This is a genomic window from Pseudarthrobacter sulfonivorans, from assembly GCF_001484605.1.
GTDB lineage: Bacteria > Actinomycetota > Actinomycetes > Actinomycetales > Micrococcaceae > Arthrobacter > Arthrobacter sulfonivorans_A.
Genome location: NZ_CP013747.1, coordinates 2,613,586 through 2,630,177, shown reverse-complemented (window position 1 = coordinate 2,630,177; position 16,592 = coordinate 2,613,586). Strand labels below are relative to the sequence as shown.

Here is a 16,592-nt window from a genome sequence, read left to right as displayed (position 1 = left end):
CGGACTAGCGCCAGACGAAGTTCCATGTCCCCATTACAGCCGCGGAAACCACAGCAGCCGCCGCGATCAGCACGCCGCCCGCCAGCACCCAGGCGTCCAGCATTGAATACGTGGATTCCCGTGCCCACGTCCGCTGCCCGGTGCCAAAACCGCGCGCTTCCATGGTGATGGCCAGCCGGGACGCCCGGCGGATGGCCTGGACCAGGAGCCCGAAACTCTGCCCGAGGGTGGCCCGCAGCCGTTGCAGCGGGCTGCCCTGCGAGCCCACGCCGCGGGCCCGCCGCGCCATGCCGATGGTCTGCCATTCCTCGGCCATCAGTCCCACCAGCCGCATCGCGGCCAGCGTGCCAAGGACAAAACGGTGCGGCAGCCGGGCTTTCTGGGCCAGCGCATCGGCAAGGTCGGTGGGGTCCGTGCAGGTCATAAGCAGGATCGCCGGCAGGGCAATCGCGAGGCCGCGCAGCATAAAACCGATTCCCAGCTGAAGGGAACCCTCGCTGATGGACCAAATCCCGACGTCGAGCAGGACAGCGCCGCTGTCCGCCGCGACGATCGCCGTGCTCCAGCCGCCCAGGGCTGCCGCGATGATGAGCGGCCAGCCGCGCTGCCACAGCAGGCGCAGGGTGAGGCCCGCCAGAGGGAAGAGCGCCAGCTCGGCCCCAAGCGCCACCGAGGCAGACACCCAGTCGATGGAGAGCGCCAGCACCAGGGTGATGAGGAAGACGACGGCGAACTTGGCCAGCGGGTTGGCGCGGGTCAGCAGCGCGCGGTTGCCGCGGAGGGTCAGGGCATCCCTCATGCCGCATCTGCTTCCTGGCGGGCGCCGCCGCGAGAGGCCGGGCCCAGCCGCAGTTCAGCTCCGCCCAGGACGGCGCTGAATTCCTGGTCATGGGTCACGGAAACCACGGAGGTCCCGGCGTCGAGCAGTTCTGAGAGGAATGATGCGAGCTCGGCCCAGGTGTTGGCATCCTGGCCGAACGTCGGCTCGTCGAGGACCAGCACACGAGGGTGGGCCGCGAGGACAGTGGCCACCGAGAGGCGCCGCTTTTCGCCTCCCGAGAGCGTGTACGGATTGGCGTCCACCAGGTGCGTCAGGCGCAGCCGTTCCAGCAGCTCATCAACCCGCTCCTCGCCATGCCCCAGGTGCCGCGGGCCGAACATCAGTTCGTCCAGCACGCGGCCCGTCACGAACTGGTGCTCGGGTTCCTGGAAGACGGTTCCGATGCGGGAAATCAGCTGGTTGGCTTTCCATTTGAAGGGATCGATCCCGGCCCCCTCGGAAAGCTCGACGGCGGCGGACACCTTCCCCGCCACCGGCGCAAGAAGTCCGGCGAGCGTCAGCGCAAACGTTGACTTTCCGGCGCCGTTGGGCCCCGTGACGGTGAGTGCCTGGCCGGAACGGACCTGGGCCGTGATGCCCTGCTGCACCGGTACGGGCGGGATGGTCCGGAGGCCGCGGCGCCGCGGACGCTCGCGGGAGACGGCAAGGTCCTCGGCAGCCAGCAGCAGGTCACCGGAGCCTGCGGACACGCGGCGGCGGGTTGCCGGAACATACCCCGGCACCCAGACGCCCGCGCCGATCAGCATGTCCCGCGCCTCCGCAAGCACCTGGTCCGGCGGCCCGTCCAGCAGGACGGCGGACGTGGCGGCGGAACTTCCAGCGGGACCCGCCGCCGAGCCTGGCTGGAGCACCACAATCCGGTCCACCAGGTCCTTCCAGACGGACACGCGATGTTCCACCACAACGAGGGTGGCGCCGGTTTTGTCCAGGCAGCGGCCCACGGCGTCCCTGACTTCCAGCACGCCGGCGGGATCGAGGTTTGCGGTGGGCTCATCCAGCAGGATCAGCCCCGGCCGCATCGCGAGGATCCCGGCCAGCGCCAGGCGCTGCTTCTGCCCGCCCGAGAGGGCCGACGTCGGGTGGTCCAGCGCGAGCCCGGCGGCACCTGGCCCGCCGTCGGCGTCCAAACCTGACCCGCCGCCGTCGTTCAAACCGCCGCCCCCGGCACTCCGCAGCCCGACGTCGTCGAGCGCTTCATGGACGCGCCGCCAGATCTCGTCCCGCGGAACGGCGAGGTTCTCGGCGCCGAAGGCGACGTCGTCGCCCAGCCGGGAAAGGACCACCTGCGTTTCCGGATCCTGCTGCATCAGGCCCGAGCGGCCGCGCTGCCCGCGGGGCACCAAACCGTCGATCAGCAGCGAACCGGTTTCGTCGGCGTCGTCCCCTTCATCCCCCAGCACCCCTGCGAGCGCGTGCAGCAGCGTTGACTTGCCGGCGCCCGACGGGCCCAGCAGCAGCACCCGCTCGCCGGGAGCGATGTCGAGGTCGAGGCCCTGGACGGCGGGGGCGGAACGTCCCGCATGCCGCCAGCCCCAGCCACGGGCGGACACCGCGGCGGGGCGCACTCCGGATGCACCGGCGTCGGAAGCGGTCATCAGTTGAAGACGGGCTCCGACGCTGCCTTCCGGGACGCGAACGAGCTCAGCACACCGGTTCTGGCCAGGCCGCGGGTGGCGATCCAGGACAAGGCACCTGCAATCACTGCGCCGGAGATGGTGCAGAACACGATGTACGCGAGCTTGTCGCCGGGCTCGTAGGCGATGTTCCAGCCCCACGGCAGGAACGAGTCATTGAGGCCGCAGAACAGGCCCGCCCCGGCACCGGCCAGCAGCGCGGCGATGAGGTTGTACTTCTGGTGCAGGAAGGACTTGAACCGGAAGTTGCCGTACACCAGCAGGAAGAACACCAGCTCGGCGCCCAGGCCCTGCAGGAGGCCGGAGATCAGCACCGTGGCGCCGTACTGCGAGCCCATGATGAGTTCGCCGGTGGCGGCCACCGCTTCGCAGAAGAGCGCCGCGCCGGGTTTGCGGATGATGAGCATGCCCAGCACTGCCGGGATCATCCAGCCGCCGGCGATCAGGCCGGTCAGCGGGGGGTAAACGGCGTTCATGGGGGCGGAGACGATGCCGGCGCCCTGGGACCAGGCCCAGAAGATCACGCCGCCGGTGATGGCGATGAGTGCCGCCACCACGATGTCCACAACGCGCCAGGTATTGCCGGTCTTTTTGATTGCTGCAGTTGTCATTTTGGTCCTCCTGAGGAACAGGAGGGGAAAGTGCCCCGGCGTGCGGCGCTGCCGCCGTTTCCGGACACTTCGAGAACTCGACTCCCTTGCGCCGGTACTAACCGGATCAGGTTCGAGGGTCTGCGGCTGTCCGCACTCTCAGCGCCCACCTGCGGTTCCCTGGCAATGCCAGTGATGTCCGACGGCGGCGCTCCCCTGTCGTAATAAATCTGCCCTGATGGGCGTGCTCCAGTTTACACCGCGGGCGGGGTAGATTGTGGGCCATGACTGCCAACAACCCGACTGTGACTGCGTTCAATCCCGATTCGACGGTGCCCCAGCCGGCGGGGCTGCTGGAGGCCCTGATTGCCCGGGTCGAAGCCGAGATCAACGAGCTGCAGTTTCCGCATTTCAGCAAGGACGACTCCCTCAACCTCGGGCTGCTCCTGGTGGAGCTGGGCAAGAGCCGAAAGCTGCCCATCGCGATCGACATCACCAAGGGTGACCAGGTCCTGTTCCACGTGGCCCTGGACGGCGCCACCCCGGACAACGAGCACTGGGTCCGGGCGAAGCAGCGCACCGCCGCCAGGTATGAGATCCCTTCGTTGCTGGTGGGCCTCCGCGGCAGGCTGCACGGCGGTCGGATCGAGGACCACGGCTGGTTCGACGAGTCCACCTACGCCCCGCACGGCGGCTGCTTCCCGGTCTACGTCGCCGGTGTGGGTGCAGTGGCCACGGTGACGGTCTCGGGCCTGCCCCAGCAGCAGGACCACGATCTGGTGGTGGAAGCCCTGCGGGAGATTCTGGAGTCCATGCAGCCGGGTTAGGCTAAAGGAAGTCCCGGATCCGCTCACAAGGAGTTCAACGAATGAACCTGTTCATCAAGCTGCTCGGCACTGCAATCAGCCTCGGCGCCGGATTCGTCGGCACGAAGGTGGTCAATACCGTGTGGGAAAAGTCCACCGGCCGGAAGCCTCCCACCGGCAAGGACGAAGACACTCCCACCACCCTGCGCTCGGCCCTGACGTTCGCGCTCATTTCGGCCTCGGTCAGCACCATCATCCAGGTGCTCGCCAACCGCGGCACGCAGCGGGCCATCACCCGCTTCGCCAAGTCCCAGGACATCGTCTAACCCTGGCAAGCAGTCCGGCAGTGACGCTCAGTCCCGCCGGCCGCCGTCGGACGCTTCATCCCGGGATGACTCATCCCGGGCCGACTGGGCCGCCTTCTGAACCACGGCTTCGAGTTCATCGGAGCTGAGCAGCTCACGGTGCAGGTGTTTGGTCCGGTAACCGGCGCGGCCCACCATGTGGGCGGAAACCGGCACCGTCAGCAGCTGGAAGATCCAGGCCACCAGCAGCACCGGCCACACCCACCAGGTGCGCAGCTGCAGGCCGATGGCCGCCAGGAGCAGGAACAGCCCCAGCACCTGGGGCTTGGTGGCCGCGTGCATGCGGCTCAGCAGGTCCGGGAAGCGGAGCAGGCCCACGGCGGCGGCGAGCGACATAAGGGCACCCACCACCAGGAACACCGCCGACACAGTATCGATGACGTTGTCAACCACGCTGGCCTCAGGATTCATTGGCTTGCTCCCGCCGGTCGGCCACGTAGCGCGCAACGGTAACCGACCCGATGAAGCCGACCACGGACAGCGCCACCAGCAGCATCAGGTTGTTCAGGTGCCGGTTGACGGCCATGTCGATGCACAGGGCCGCACCGAGGATCGCGAGCAGGACGTCGGAGGCCAGCACCCTGTCCAGCAGCGACGGGCCGCGGGAGATCCTGATGATGGCTCCTGCGGCTGCCAGCGAAAGAATGACTGCCGTGACAGCCAGGACGGTCTGCATCATGCTGCGGCCTCCTGCCGGATTGCTTCGAGTTCTTCGCGGGTGCCCATGATCCTGATCAGGCCCGCTTCGATGGAGCGAACTTCCTTGCGCAGGTTCTCGACCTCTTCCGAGCTGCTGACGTTGAGCGCGTGGAGGTACAGGGTGGACGTTGACCGGTCCACCTCCACCACCAGGGAGCCCGGGATCAGCGAGATCACGTGCCCCACGGCGGTGACCATCAGGTCCTGGTGGCTGCGCAGCGGGACAGCGACGACGGCGCTGATCACCTTCGGTCCGCGGACGGCCGCCAGGTACATGACCTCGATGCTCGCTGCCGCCACCCGGCCGAGGAACCGCAGGGCGAAGGGCGCGGCGTGCAGGATGTTGAAGCGGCCGCTGACTTCCACCGGCGGCAGGTAGAACATCCTCGCCACGAGCACAGCCAGCAACGCGCCGAAGAGCAGGTTGCCGGGGCTGAAGTCCTGCCAGAGCGCGCCCCAGACAATCACCAGCCAGACCAGCAGGGGAAGCTCCTGGCGCAGGGAAATCCGCCGGCGGCTCATTTGCCCCCTCCGTTTTTCAGGGCCAGCGGCGGAACTTCGGTGTCCTCACCGAGCACCGCCTGGATGTAGGAGGACCTGTCCAGCATTTCCTGGGCCGCCTGGTCCGAGACCGTGAACAGCGGCCCGGCGAAGACCGTGAGTGACACGCCCAGGATCACAAGGCCCAGGGTTGAGCCCACCATGGTGCGGGGCAGCAGCGTGACGTTGGTGCGGCCGGCCCGGCTGCCGGTGTCCGCGTCCTCGGGCTCAGCCAGCAGGACGGGGTCCGGGTGCTCGGCGTCCGAGGGCTTGCGCCAGAACGCGCGGTTCCAGACTCTCGCCACGGCCAGCAGGGTCAGGAGGCTGGTGACCACGCCGCCGATCACCAGGGCGTAGGCCAGGGGCGTGCCCAGTTCGATGCCCGCCTGGATGAGCCCCACCTTCCCCAGGAATCCGGAGAACGGCGGGATCCCGGCAAGGTTCATGGCGGGGATAAAGAAGAGCAGGGCCAGGATGGGTGACAGCTTGGCGAGGCCTGCCAGCCGGTCCACGGAGGAGCTGCCGCCGCGGCGCTCGATCAGGCCCGTAACCAGGAAGAGGCTGGTCTGGATGGTGATGTGGTGGGCCACGTAGAACACGGCGGCGCCCAGCCCGGCCACCGAGGACATCGCCAGGCCGAACACCATATAGCCGATGTGGCTGACCAGGGTGAAGGACAACAGACGTTTGATGTCGCTCTGGGCCAAGGCGCCTAGGATCCCCACCACCATGGTCAGCAGCGCCGCCACCATCAGCGGAGTGTTCAGGCTGTCCCCGGGGAAGAGCAGGGTTTCCGTGCGCACCATCGCGTAGACACCGACTTTGGTCAGCAGGCCGGCGAACACGGCGGTGACCGGCGCCGGCGCCGTGGGGTAGGAGTCAGGCAGCCAGAACGACAGTGGGAACACGGCCGCCTTGATGCCGAATGCCACCAGCAGCATCACGTGCAGCAGGGTCTGGGTTCCCTCGTCCAGGTCCGCGAGCTTGATGGCGAGGTCGGCCATGTTCACGGTTCCGGTGGCGCCGTAGACCATCGCGATGGAGATCAGGAACAGCACGGAGGACACCACGGAGACCACCACGTAGGTGACGCCGGCGCGGATGCGGGGGCCGGTGCCGCCCAGTGTCATCAGCACATAGCTTGCCGTCAGCAGGATCTCGAAGCCGACGTACAGGTTGAACAGGTCCCCTGACAGGAACGCGTTGGACACCCCGGCCACCAGGATCAGGTAGGTGGGGTGGAAGATCGACACCGGCGCGTCCTGGTCGCCGTCGGCCATGCCCTGCCCGGTGGCGTAGACCAGCACAGCGAGGCTGATAGCCGACGACACCACGAGCATGAGGGACGAGAACTGGTCCACCACCATGGTGATGCCCCACGGCGGCAGCCAGCCGCCGATGGTCACGGCGGCCGTTCCGCCGTGCCACACGGAGGCCAGCAGCAGGCACTCCAGCAGAAGTGTCAGGGACAGCACGCCGATGCTCACCGCGCGCTGGGCGCGGGAGTGCCGGATCAGCAGGAAGGCCAGGGCGGCACCGAGGATGGGAAGTACGACGGCGAGCGGGGCAAAGCTTGCGATGTTCACTTCACACCTCCTTCGGGACCAGGGGTTACGTTCTGCGAGCCGGGTTGCTCTTCGGCGGCGGCGTCCCCGGCAGGAATCTCCTTAGCGCCGGCGGTGACGGAACCCCCGGCCTCATCCGGGCCGTCCGCAGCCGTGCGGTGGTCCGAGACGGCGCTCCCGTCACTGCCCAGCATGGTCAGGGGAAACTCCGAAGTTTCGGCCGGAATCGGGGCGTCATCCTCGGCGTCGAAGCGGGGCGTCTCGGCGACACGGAGGTCCTCGATGTCGTCCTGGATCTCATCCTGGCGGGCCAGGACCCAGGTGCGGTAAATGATGCCGAGCATAAAGGCCGTCACCGCGAACGAGATCACGATCGACGTGAGGATCAGGGCCTGCGGAAGCGGGTCCGAGTACTCCTGGGCGCCGGTGTCCTTGTTGTACAGCGGCGCCAGGCCTGCGTAGCCGCCGGTGGCCAGGATCAGCAGGTTGGTGGCGTTGGCCAGCAGCATCAGCCCGAGCAGCACGCGGGTGAGGCTGCGTTCCAGGATCAGGTAGATGCCACACGCATACAGGGCACCCATAACGGTCAGCAGGGTCAGGTTGACGCTCATCCTCGGCCCCTCGCGGTGGTTTCGGCGGGGACGCCCGCGGGCTCCCTGGCGTGCACATGCGCCTGCACCTCGGCAGCGGCAGGAGCGTCGTCGCTTGGCGCTTCCTCGGCGGGCGCAGTTCTCTGCTCTTCAAAGTGTTCGTCGATCTCGGAGCCCAGGCTGCGCAGCACGTCCAGCACCAGGCCGATCACCACAATGTAGACGCCGATGTCGAAGATGGTGGACGTAACGAACTTGATGTCCCCGAACACCGGAAGCCAGAGTTCGATGATGGCGGTCTGGAATACCTGACCGCCCAGCAGCAGCGGCACCACACCGGACGCCGCCGCAGTGGCGAGCCCGATCCCCAGCAGCGTTCCGGCGCCGACGGGCGTGGCCTCACGCAGTTCGAACCGGCCGCCGGCCAGGTAGCGGATGGCCAGGGCAAGCCCGGCAGTCAGGCCGCCGGCGAAGCCGCCGCCGGGCAGGTTGTGGCCGGCCAGGAGGAGGTAAAGCGAGAAGATGATCAGGGAGTGGAAGATCAGCCGCGTGACCACTTCAAAGATGATGGAACGCCGTTCCGGTGCCAGCGTGCGCCCCGCCACGATCCAGGCATCCCGGGCGGAGGCGGCGAATTTGCGGCTGATCGCCAGGGCCGCGGCTTCCCGCGACCCGGGATCCACTGCGACCTGGCGGCCGACGCTGCCCTCGGCAATAGTTTCAGAGACCCTGGTCCGGTCGCCGCGGCCGCGGACGAAGATGAGGCTGGCAACTCCTGTGGCGGCCAGGGCAAGGACGGATATTTCACCGAAAGTGTCCCAGGCGCGGATGTCCACCAGGGTCACGTTGACGATGTTCAGCCCGCCGCCGCCTTCATAGGCAAGGCGCGGGAATTCCAGGGACACGGGGACGGCCACCCGGGCGCCCATGGCGTGGATGGCGGCGAAGACCATGGTGACGCCGAACGCCGCCCCGATGATCACGCGGATCACCCGGTACTTGCCGCCGGTGCGGTCACGGAGTTCCGCGGGCAGGCTGCGCATGGCCAGGACAAAGGCCACCAGGATGATGGTTTCCACAAGCATCTGCGTGAGGGCCAGGTCCGGTGCGCCCTGGAGCGCGAACATCAGGGCGATCCCGTATCCGGTGACGGACACCATCAGCACGGCGAGGAACCGTTTGTTGGCCTTGACCGCGGCCAGCGCGCCGATGACAATTCCCGCCCCGACCACGGGCTGCAGCGGCGAGTAGGGATCGACGAAGTACAGGTTGTCCGGCAGCGGCTTGCCCGCCAGCACCATGGCGGTCAGCGGCAGCGCGAACGCCATCGTGAGGATCACGGCGAGGTAGAAGTACAGGGAACCACGCTGCGTGCGGCCGGTGATCCAGACCGCGGTGTCGTCCAGGGCGCCGATGGTGAGCTGGTACATGCGGTCGCCGTCGATCCAGCCCGGGACGCGGGACTGCGCACGGGCCACCAGGTTCCGTCCGAAGTACATCGCCAGGCCCAGGGCGAACGTAAGGGCCGTCAATCCCAGGGCGGGGGTGAAACCGTGCCACAGCGCAAGGTGGCCGGCCTGCTCGGCCGGTGTGCCGGCGTCGGACGCGGTGGAGGCGAACAGCGCGGCGTAGGGCTGGACCCAGGCGTCCACCGGCGCCGGCCAGAGGCCGTAGACGATGCTGAGGACGCTGAGGACGGCCGGGGCCGCCAGGAAGGAAGGCTTGACCGCCTTGAACGTTGTCCGCTCAATCCCGGGCTTCACCGCGAACGCTCCCCACATAAAGCGTGCGCTGTAGGCGAACGTGAGAATGGACCCGAGGACGATGCCCACGAGCACCACCATGCTCCAGGCCTCCCCGTCGGCAGCGTGGTGGACAAAGGCTTCCAGGACTGATTCCTTGGCCACAAATCCGGCGAGCAGCGGGACGCCGGCCATCGAGGCGGCACCGATGCCGGCCACTATTCCGAGCGCGCGGGACTGCCGGAACACGCCCGACAGCTGGCGCACATCGCGGGTCCCGGCCTGGTGGTCGATGATGCCCACCACCAGGAACAGGGTGGCCTTGAACAGTCCGTGGGCGAGGAGCATCGCGAGGCCGGCGAGGGCCGCGTCCGGCGTGCCCAGCCCCACCACCATGGTCAGGAAACCCAGCTGACTGACGGTGCCGTAGGCCAGGATGAGTTTGATGTCGGTCTGCCGGAGCGCCCGGTAGCCGCCAACCAGCATGGTGGCCAGGCCCAGGCCCAGCACAATGGACTGCCAGTAGGCGGTGTCGGAAAATCCCGGGGCAAGCCGTGCCACCAGGTATATCCCGGCCTTCACCATAGCCGCGGCGTGGAGGTAGGCGCTCACCGGCGTGGGGGCCGCCATGGCTCCCGGAAGCCAGAAGTGGAAGGGAACCAGCGCGGACTTGCTGATGGCGCCCGCCAGGATAAGTACGACAGCGGCGGCAACGATTGCGCCGGTCGGTCCGCTTATCAGGGTGGGAGCCTGCGCCAGGATCGCCGAAATCCGGTACGTGCCGGCGCTGTGGCCAAGCATGACCAGGCCCACCAGCATGGCCAGCCCGCCCGCGGTGGTGACCATCAGGGCCTGCAGCGCCGAACGCCGGGCCGCCAGCCTGGTGCGGGCGAAGCCGATCAGCAGGTAGGACAGGATGGTGGTGAGTTCCCAGAAGATGAACATCAGAAGAAGATCGTCAGCGATCACCAGGCCGAACATCACTCCCGCGAAGGCGAGGAACTGGGCGCCGAAGCCGCCGAGATCCTGGTCCTTGAGGCTAAAGTACCGGGCGCAATAGACGAGCACCAAGGCGCCGACGCCCAGGATAAGGAGCGACATCACCCAGGCAAGGGGATCGAGCCGGAAGGCGAATTCAAGATCCAGCCCGGGAATCCACGGGAAGACCTCCGAGACCGCGCCGGCGTCCGAGTACACGGCGCCGTGCTGGAACAACAGCCAGACAAAGGAAGCAGAGGGCACAGCCGCCAGCGCATAGAACGCGTTGCGACCCCACGCCCTGAAGAGAAACGGCGCCACGGCAGCAACCGCAAAATGCACGGCAAGAACTGTGATCACTGGTATCTCCGCAACGTCAGGGATTCGATTGTCAAAAAGTTAGGGCAGGCGGTCATTCGTCAGGTTCGGTGGCCACAGTTTATCAAGGCACCACTGACACTTTTCCCGCCCCAGATCGCGGGTCCCTGGAATTTCCCGGGTGTCCGGCGTATCATCACCGCGATGTTCGCCAGGGGCGGATACGATTCAGCCTATGAACACCGCCAGCGCTCCTGAGGCCATGCAGCCGTCATCGGAACTCGCGTCCGGAACCCAGGCCACCGGCAAGGGCCGGGTCCTCGCCTGGGCCGCCTGGGACTGGGGATCTGCGGCCTTCAACGCGGTAATGACCACCTTCGTGTTCACCGTCTACCTCACGTCCAATGCCTTCGGCGGCGAGGACCAGGCGTCGGCCGTTCTTGGCGGTGCACTGGCCATTGCGGGGATCGCCATCGCGCTGCTCGCTCCGGTGACCGGGCAGCGCTCGGACAACGGCGGGCGCCGCAAACTGTGGCTGGGGGTCAACACGGCCGCCGTCGCCGTCCTGACGGGCCTGTGCTTCTTTGTGTTCCCACGGCCGGAGTTCCTGCTCCTGGGCGTTTCCCTGATCGCGCTGGGGAATGTGTTCTTTGAGTTCGCCGGCGTCAACTACAACGCCATGCTGGCCCAGATCTCCACGCCGAAGAACATCGGCAAGGTCAGCGGGTTCGGCTGGGGCATGGGCTACCTGGGCGGCATTGTGGCCCTGCTGATTGTGCTGCAGCTGTTTGTGCAGCCGAGCTTCGACTGGTTAGGCGCCTCCACCGAGGACAGCCTGAACATCCGGCTGGTGGCCGTGTTCTCCGCCCTGTGGTTCTTCATCTTTGCCCTGCCGGTGCTGTTCGCCGTCCCGGAGCTGCCGCGGCCGGAGCGGGCCCAACCGCTGGGTTTCCTGGCCTCCTACCGCCTGCTGATCCGCCGGATCAAGGCCATCTACGCCACCAGCCCGCACACCATTTACTTCCTCCTGGCCAGCGCAGTGTTCCGGGACGGCCTCGCGGCCGTGTTCACGTTCGGCGGGATCATCGCGGCCGGCACGTTTGGCTTCGAATTGTCCGAGGTCATCTTCTTTGCCATCTTCGGCAATGTGGTGGCGGCCGTGGGCGCCATCATCGGCGGGTTCCTGGACGATCGTGTGGGGCCCAAGGCCGTGATCATGGGTTCCCTCGTGGGGCTGCTGGTCGCCGGGACCATGATCCTGGTCCTCGGCAACGAAAACTACATCTTCTTTGGCACGCCGTGGGCCGGCAGCACCACCTTCTGGGTCTTCGGGCTGTTCCTGTGCCTGTTTGTGGGGCCCGCCCAGTCCTCGTCGCGGGCTTACCTGGCCCGGCTGGCACCCCACGGCGAGTCCGGCGAACTGTTCGGCCTCTACGCCACCACCGGCCGTGCCGTCAGTTTCCTGGCCCCGGCGCTGTTCACCCTGTGCATCACGCTGGCCACGCCCCTGGTTGCGCCCGGCGAGGCACAGCGCTGGGGAATCCTGGGCATCATGGTGGTGCTGCTCGCCGGCCTGCTGGTCCTGCTCCCGGTGAAGTCGCCGGACAAGACCGCCATCGCCGTCGTTCCAGCCTCCTAGCGCGAACGGACACTTAAGCCCCACACCCTTGAAGCGTGTGTGTGCGCCCAGGGCCGCAAGGATCCGCTCGCGCCGCCGTGCGCACCCCCGCCCGAAACCGGCCTGCAAAGACTAGGCTGGTGGTATGAACGTGGACGAGACTGACCTCCCCGGCATGGGCCGGCGGAAGGACTTCATGACGACTTCCGGCCGCCGCATCGGCGTCGTGGAGCTGCGCGAGGGCACGATGGAACTCATCGTTTCCACTTGGGACGATCCCGACACCTGCCAGGCGTCGATTCCCCTGACCGGCGATGAGGCCGCCACCCTGGGTAACCTCCTGGGCGGGCAGCACCTTGCCATGAAGCTGACTGAAGAGCACCGGGAGATCCCGGGCATCGTGACCCGGCAGTTCTCCATCGCGCCGGAATCCCCGTTCCAGAACCAGCCCATGGGGAAGGCCTGCATCCGCACCCGGTGCGGAGTCTCGATCGTGGCGATCATGCGTGAAGGCGAAGTGCTCCCGTCGCCGGGACCCGACGTCGTACTTCACTCCGGTGACCTCCTCGTTGCAGTTGGAACGCAAGAAGGCCTCGATTCGGCGGCCGATATCCTGCGCAACGGCTGAGCGTCATGGACCCGCTGGCCCTGACCCTCATTGAACTGGGGGCCGTTGTGTTCTGCCTTGGCCTCCTGGCCAGGCTGGCCGGACGGATCGGAATGTCACCCATCCCGCTCTACCTCGTTGGCGGACTCGCTTTCGGCGCAGGTGGCGTGGTCAAGCTCGAAGGTATGCACGAATTCGCACATCTCTCCGGCGAAATCGGTGTGATCCTGCTGCTGCTTATGCTCGGTTTGGAATATACGGCTGCCGAGCTTTTCACCGGTCTGCGCAGGTCCTGGCAGGCCGGTGTTCTTGACCTGGTGCTGAATTTCATCCCCGGCGCGGCGCTGGCGCTCCTGCTCGGCTGGGGAGCGGTAGGCGCCATGGTTATGGGCGGCGTCACGTATATCTCGTCCTCAGGGATCGCCGCCAAGGTCATCACGGACCTGGGCCGGATCGGTAACCGCGAGACCCCCGTGGTGCTGTCCATCCTGGTGTTCGAGGATCTGGCCATGGCAGTGTACCTGCCCATCCTCACCGCCACCCTCGCGGGCGTGAGCTTCCTGGGCGGGCTCACCACGGTAGCAATCTCGCTGGCGGTGGTCACCGTCGTGTTAATGGTGGCGCTGCGGCACGGCCACCGTGTATCAAAAGCGGTGCACAGCGAAAATTCCGAAGTCTTCCTGCTCAACCTGCTCGGCGCCGCACTGCTGGTGGCCGGCATCGCGTCAGCCCTGCAGGTTTCGGCCGCAGTGGGCGCGTTTATGTTGGGTATAGCGATCTCGGGAGCTACCGCCCACAGCGCCACCCGGATCCTGGAACCGCTGCGGGATCTCTTTGCGGCCATCTTCTTTGTGGCATTCGGGCTCAACACAGACCCGTCCACCATCCCGCCGGTACTCGGCTGGGCTCTGATCCTCGCGGCCATCACTGCCACTACCAAGATGCTCACGGGCATTTGGGCTGCCAAGCGGGCCGGAATTGCACGCCCGGGCCGCTTCCGTGCAGGCGCCGCCCTGATTGCCCGCGGCGAGTTCTCCATTGTGATCGCCGGCCTGGCCGTGGCGTCTGGCGTGGTCCCGGACGACCTCGCCGCCCTGGCAACCGCCTACGTGCTGATCATGGCCGTCCTCGGGCCGCTGGCCGCGCGCTATGTGGAACCAGTGCTCAAGGCGTTCGGCGGGCCTGTCCGGTTGGCCGCGAAGGCGTAGGCCACCCGCCGAACCTGCACGCAGACACGAGCCGAACCTGCACCCCTCGAAGGAAAAGGCTCAGACCTCGGTGCGGTGGAAGTTCAGGTGGCTGCGGCTGGCTGTCGGCCCGCGCTGGCCCTGGTAGCGGTTGCCGTATTCGCCGGAACCGTACGGGAACTCAGCAGCAGAGGTCAGCCGGAAGAAGCACAGCTGGCCGATCTTCATGCCGGGCCAGAGCTTGATGGGCAGCGTGGCCATGTTGGACAGCTCCAGCGTGACGTGGCCGGAAAACCCCGGATCAATGAACCCGGCCGTGGAGTGCGTCAGCAGGCCCAGCCGGCCCAGGGACGACTTGCCTTCCAACCGCGCAGCAATGTCGTCGGGCAACGTGACGGCCTCGTAGGTGGAACCCAGGACAAACTCGCCGGGGTGCAGGATGAACGGCTCACCGCTCTCCACCTCCACAAGCCGCGTCAGCTCGGGCTGCTCTTCGGCGGGGTCGATGTGCGCGTACTTATGGTTGTCGAAAAGTCGGAAGAACCGGTCGATCCGCACGTCCACCGACGACGGCTGGACCATCACGGGATCGTAAGGTTCGAGGACAATCCGTTGGGAGTCTAGTTCGGCACGAATATCGCGGTCAGAGATCAGCACGCCTCCCAAAATACCGCATTATCCACAGCCCACAGTTTTTCGTTGTTGCTGTCGCCTAGTGGGGCTAATGTTGCCTCAGCATGTCAGCCGCCGGAGGGTCTCCCGGTTGGTACAACTGAAACTGATCTGGGGTTGGTTTTGAAAAAATTCGCGGCGCCCGCCGCTGTGGCCATGTTGTGCGCGCTCGCCCTCCTGTCCCCGGCCGCCGGCTTGCATTCCGGCCCGCGGGAGAATGCGCCGTCCGTCCAGGCAGGTGCCTTTGGACCGCGCACGGTCACGTTGGGACCGTCGGGAACAGCGGACGACGGCGGCGCACCCGACGTTGAGACCGGCACCGGTTCCCCGCTCGCCCCAGCCGTGGAACCGGTGATCACACCGGCGTCACCCGCCGGAGAAGGCACGTCAGGGACCGCAGCAGCGCCGCCGGCGGCGACGGTGGCTGCGCCCGAGACCACCACGTCCGAACCAATTGCGCCCGAGCCGCCCTCCCTGCCACCCCTCTGGGCCCCCGAATCCGAACTGGCCCACAACAAAACTGCCGCTCCAGCCCCGCCGGCCCCCGCAACGGAATCCCTCACTACCGAATCCCTTGGCACCGAGGCCCTGGTGCCGGACAGCAACACGGCCGCCATCCTCACGGTTTTCAACGAAATCAACAACTACCGGGTGTCCAAGGGCCTGGCCCCGGTCAAGTACCACCCCACGGTGGCCGGCATGGCGCAGGAATGGTCCAACAGCATCGCGTCCCGGGATGTCATTGAGCACCGTGCCAGCTTCTGGACCGACCCCCGCGCCATGAATCCGAGCAGCGGCGGTGAGGTCATTGCCATCCGCACGGACCGCAACGCGGCGCAGTTGGTGGAGTGGTGGAAAAACTCCGAGGGCCACAACGCCATGCTGCTAGACCCGCGCTTCAACGTCATGGGCGCCGGGATCTCCTACACGAACAATCTGTTCACCATCTGGGGTGTGGTGAACTTCTTCGGCTACACCACCCTGCCCGCCGGCACCGTCACGTCGCCCGGGGGCAGCTCCGCCGGCGGAGGCGCCTTCCCCCCTCCGCCGCCGACCATGTGCGACCCGGCCGTCAAACACATGCCGCCCACCCTGGATTTGAGCAGCGCGGCGATCAACAGTGCCGCCGATCTGGTGACCATCAACGCGGCCGGCCAGCTCATCAACCGTCCCTCCACAGGGAACAGGACCTTTGGTGCTGCCAAGGTCATCGACTCCGGTTTCGGAACGGCCAAGGAAGTGTTCACCACGGACTGGGACCGCGACGGCGCCTATGACCTGCTGACCCAGTGGAACGACGGCCGGCTGACGCTCCATCCGGGGTTCGCCGGCGGCGGCTTCGGCGCTTCGGTCACCCTCGGCCAGTCCGGCTGGGCGCCGTTGACGCTGGCCGTCGGCGGCTGGTGCGCCAACAACCGGCTCCCCCAGGTGGTCGCCCTGGAGGGCACCAACCTCTACCTCTACCCGAACGTGGGCCTGGCCGACATGTCCTCGCGCACCCTCATGGCCAGCGGCGTAGCGGCCAGGAAGTTGAGCATGGTGGATTATGACGCCGACGGTTTCCAGGATCTCCTGGCGATTAAGTCCGACGGCGCCGTGCAGCTTTACCGCGGAGCCGGCACTCCGGCGCCACGCGTCGAAGCCCGGCTCACCGTCACCACCGGCTGGCAAGACGTCACCGGGATCCGTCCACTCCGTGATGTCACGGCCCTGAATTCCACGGGAGTGGCACTCCGCCGGGCCAACGATGTGGTGCAGTACTGGGACCTGAGCAGCGGAAGCCTTGCGTCGCCGTCGAACATTACCGGCAGCTGGGCGGGCCAGCGGCTGGCGCAGTAGC

Annotated in this window: 16 protein-coding genes and 1 riboswitch; of the genes, 6 read left to right on the top strand and 10 right to left on the bottom strand. The window is 67.0% G+C overall.

Annotation, left to right across the window (positions count from 1 at the left end):
- Positions 1-4: 4 nt before the first annotated feature.
- Genes AU252_RS11720 through AU252_RS11710 form a run of 3 tightly spaced genes read right to left on the bottom strand, consistent with a single transcriptional unit; the run spans position 5 to position 3,086 of the window.
- On the bottom strand, positions 5-799 hold the full coding sequence (locus tag AU252_RS11720; RefSeq protein ID WP_058930862.1) for an energy-coupling factor transporter transmembrane component T family protein: 795 nt from the start codon (positions 797-799) through the stop codon (positions 5-7).
- Positions 796-2,436: an ABC transporter ATP-binding protein gene (locus AU252_RS11715; RefSeq protein ID WP_058930861.1), complete on the bottom strand. Its 1,641-nt coding sequence runs from the start codon at positions 2,434-2,436 to the stop codon at positions 796-798. The genes AU252_RS11720 and AU252_RS11715 overlap by 4 nt, the downstream gene beginning before the upstream one ends.
- Complete coding sequence (locus AU252_RS11710) at positions 2,436-3,086, bottom strand: ECF transporter S component (protein ID WP_058930860.1); 651 nt, start codon at positions 3,084-3,086, stop codon at positions 2,436-2,438. Before AU252_RS11710 ends, AU252_RS11715 begins: the two co-directional genes overlap by 1 nt.
- Before the next feature lie 65 nt (positions 3,087-3,151).
- Positions 3,152-3,293, bottom strand: a riboswitch (TPP riboswitch).
- 56 nt (positions 3,294-3,349) lie between these two features.
- On the opposite strand from AU252_RS11710, the gene AU252_RS11705 reads away from it, so the two are divergent.
- Entirely contained in the window at positions 3,350-3,892 is a 543-nt protein-coding gene (locus tag AU252_RS11705) for a heme-degrading domain-containing protein (RefSeq protein WP_058930859.1), read from the top strand.
- Between the two features lie 41 nt (positions 3,893-3,933).
- The gene (locus tag AU252_RS11700; protein WP_058930858.1) at positions 3,934-4,197 is read left to right on the top strand and encodes a DUF4235 domain-containing protein; all 264 of its coding nucleotides are present in this window, start codon (positions 3,934-3,936) and stop codon (positions 4,195-4,197) included.
- Between the two features lie 27 nt (positions 4,198-4,224).
- Here AU252_RS11700 and mnhG read toward each other — a convergent pair whose 3' ends face one another.
- Genes mnhG through AU252_RS11670 form a run of 6 tightly spaced genes read right to left on the bottom strand, consistent with a single transcriptional unit; the run spans position 4,225 to position 10,710 of the window.
- Positions 4,225-4,647: a monovalent cation/H(+) antiporter subunit G gene (gene mnhG / locus AU252_RS11695; protein ID WP_058930857.1), complete on the bottom strand. Its 423-nt coding sequence runs from the start codon at positions 4,645-4,647 to the stop codon at positions 4,225-4,227.
- Positions 4,637-4,915, bottom strand: a complete 279-nt coding sequence (locus AU252_RS11690) for a monovalent cation/H+ antiporter complex subunit F (RefSeq protein ID WP_058930856.1) — start codon at positions 4,913-4,915, stop codon at positions 4,637-4,639. The genes mnhG and AU252_RS11690 overlap by 11 nt, the downstream gene beginning before the upstream one ends.
- A complete protein-coding gene (locus AU252_RS11685; RefSeq protein ID WP_058930855.1) occupies positions 4,912-5,457 on the bottom strand; it encodes a Na+/H+ antiporter subunit E in 546 nt (181 codons plus the stop codon). The genes AU252_RS11690 and AU252_RS11685 overlap by 4 nt, the downstream gene beginning before the upstream one ends.
- A complete protein-coding gene (locus tag AU252_RS11680; protein WP_058930854.1) occupies positions 5,454-7,061 on the bottom strand; it encodes a Na+/H+ antiporter subunit D in 1,608 nt (535 codons plus the stop codon). Before AU252_RS11680 ends, AU252_RS11685 begins: the two co-directional genes overlap by 4 nt.
- Complete coding sequence (locus AU252_RS11675) at positions 7,058-7,651, bottom strand: Na(+)/H(+) antiporter subunit C (protein ID WP_058930853.1); 594 nt, start codon at positions 7,649-7,651, stop codon at positions 7,058-7,060. Before AU252_RS11675 ends, AU252_RS11680 begins: the two co-directional genes overlap by 4 nt.
- Positions 7,648-10,710, bottom strand: coding sequence for a Na+/H+ antiporter subunit A (locus AU252_RS11670; RefSeq protein WP_058930852.1), 3,063 nt, complete (start codon positions 10,708-10,710; stop codon positions 7,648-7,650). The genes AU252_RS11675 and AU252_RS11670 overlap by 4 nt, the downstream gene beginning before the upstream one ends.
- 193 nt (positions 10,711-10,903) lie before the next feature.
- Between AU252_RS11670 and AU252_RS11665 the strand changes: the two genes are divergently transcribed.
- From AU252_RS11665 to AU252_RS11655, 3 genes are all read left to right on the top strand, one after another.
- Positions 10,904-12,307 (top strand): MFS transporter, encoded by a 1,404-nt coding sequence (locus tag AU252_RS11665; RefSeq protein WP_058930851.1) that lies wholly within the window; start codon positions 10,904-10,906, stop codon positions 12,305-12,307.
- Positions 12,308-12,431: 124 nt separating this feature from the next.
- A complete protein-coding gene (locus tag AU252_RS11660; protein ID WP_058930850.1) occupies positions 12,432-12,914 on the top strand; it encodes a cation:proton antiporter regulatory subunit in 483 nt (160 codons plus the stop codon).
- Between the two features lie 5 nt (positions 12,915-12,919).
- Positions 12,920-14,101, top strand: coding sequence for a cation:proton antiporter (locus tag AU252_RS11655; protein WP_058930849.1), 1,182 nt, complete (start codon positions 12,920-12,922; stop codon positions 14,099-14,101).
- A 60-nt stretch (positions 14,102-14,161) separates the two neighbouring features.
- Here AU252_RS11655 and dcd read toward each other — a convergent pair whose 3' ends face one another.
- Positions 14,162-14,737, bottom strand: a complete 576-nt coding sequence (gene dcd / locus AU252_RS11650) for a dCTP deaminase (protein WP_058930848.1) — start codon at positions 14,735-14,737, stop codon at positions 14,162-14,164.
- Positions 14,738-14,875: 138 nt separating this feature from the next.
- On the opposite strand from dcd, the gene AU252_RS11645 reads away from it, so the two are divergent.
- Positions 14,876-16,591 carry a CAP domain-containing protein gene (locus AU252_RS11645; protein WP_346425546.1) on the top strand — a complete coding sequence of 572 codons (1,716 nt, stop codon included), beginning with the start codon at positions 14,876-14,878 and terminating at the stop codon, positions 16,589-16,591.
- Position 16,592 lies beyond the last annotated feature (1 nt).

What these genes read in the sequence shown, in the direction of transcription:
- AU252_RS11675 (WP_058930853.1), bottom strand. Translation starts at nt 7,651, where the DNA reads ATGAGCGTCAACCTGACCCTGCTGACCGTTATGGGTGCCCTGTATGCG.
- AU252_RS11665 (WP_058930851.1), top strand. Translation starts at nt 10,904, where the DNA reads ATGAACACCGCCAGCGCTCCTGAGGCCATGCAGCCGTCATCGGAACTC.
- AU252_RS11660 (WP_058930850.1), top strand. Translation starts at nt 12,432, where the DNA reads ATGAACGTGGACGAGACTGACCTCCCCGGCATGGGCCGGCGGAAGGAC.
- AU252_RS11715 (WP_058930861.1), bottom strand. Translation starts at nt 2,436, where the DNA reads ATGACCGCTTCCGACGCCGGTGCATCCGGAGTGCGCCCCGCCGCGGTG.
- AU252_RS11655 (WP_058930849.1), top strand. Translation starts at nt 12,920, where the DNA reads ATGGACCCGCTGGCCCTGACCCTCATTGAACTGGGGGCCGTTGTGTTC.
- mnhG (WP_058930857.1), bottom strand. Translation starts at nt 4,647, where the DNA reads ATGAATCCTGAGGCCAGCGTGGTTGACAACGTCATCGATACTGTGTCG.
- AU252_RS11700 (WP_058930858.1), top strand. Translation starts at nt 3,934, where the DNA reads ATGAACCTGTTCATCAAGCTGCTCGGCACTGCAATCAGCCTCGGCGCC.
- AU252_RS11720 (WP_058930862.1), bottom strand. Translation starts at nt 799, where the DNA reads ATGAGGGATGCCCTGACCCTCCGCGGCAACCGCGCGCTGCTGACCCGC.
- AU252_RS11685 (WP_058930855.1), bottom strand. Translation starts at nt 5,457, where the DNA reads ATGAGCCGCCGGCGGATTTCCCTGCGCCAGGAGCTTCCCCTGCTGGTC.
- AU252_RS11710 (WP_058930860.1), bottom strand. Translation starts at nt 3,086, where the DNA reads ATGACAACTGCAGCAATCAAAAAGACCGGCAATACCTGGCGCGTTGTG.
- AU252_RS11690 (WP_058930856.1), bottom strand. Translation starts at nt 4,915, where the DNA reads ATGATGCAGACCGTCCTGGCTGTCACGGCAGTCATTCTTTCGCTGGCA.
- AU252_RS11705 (WP_058930859.1), top strand. Translation starts at nt 3,350, where the DNA reads ATGACTGCCAACAACCCGACTGTGACTGCGTTCAATCCCGATTCGACG.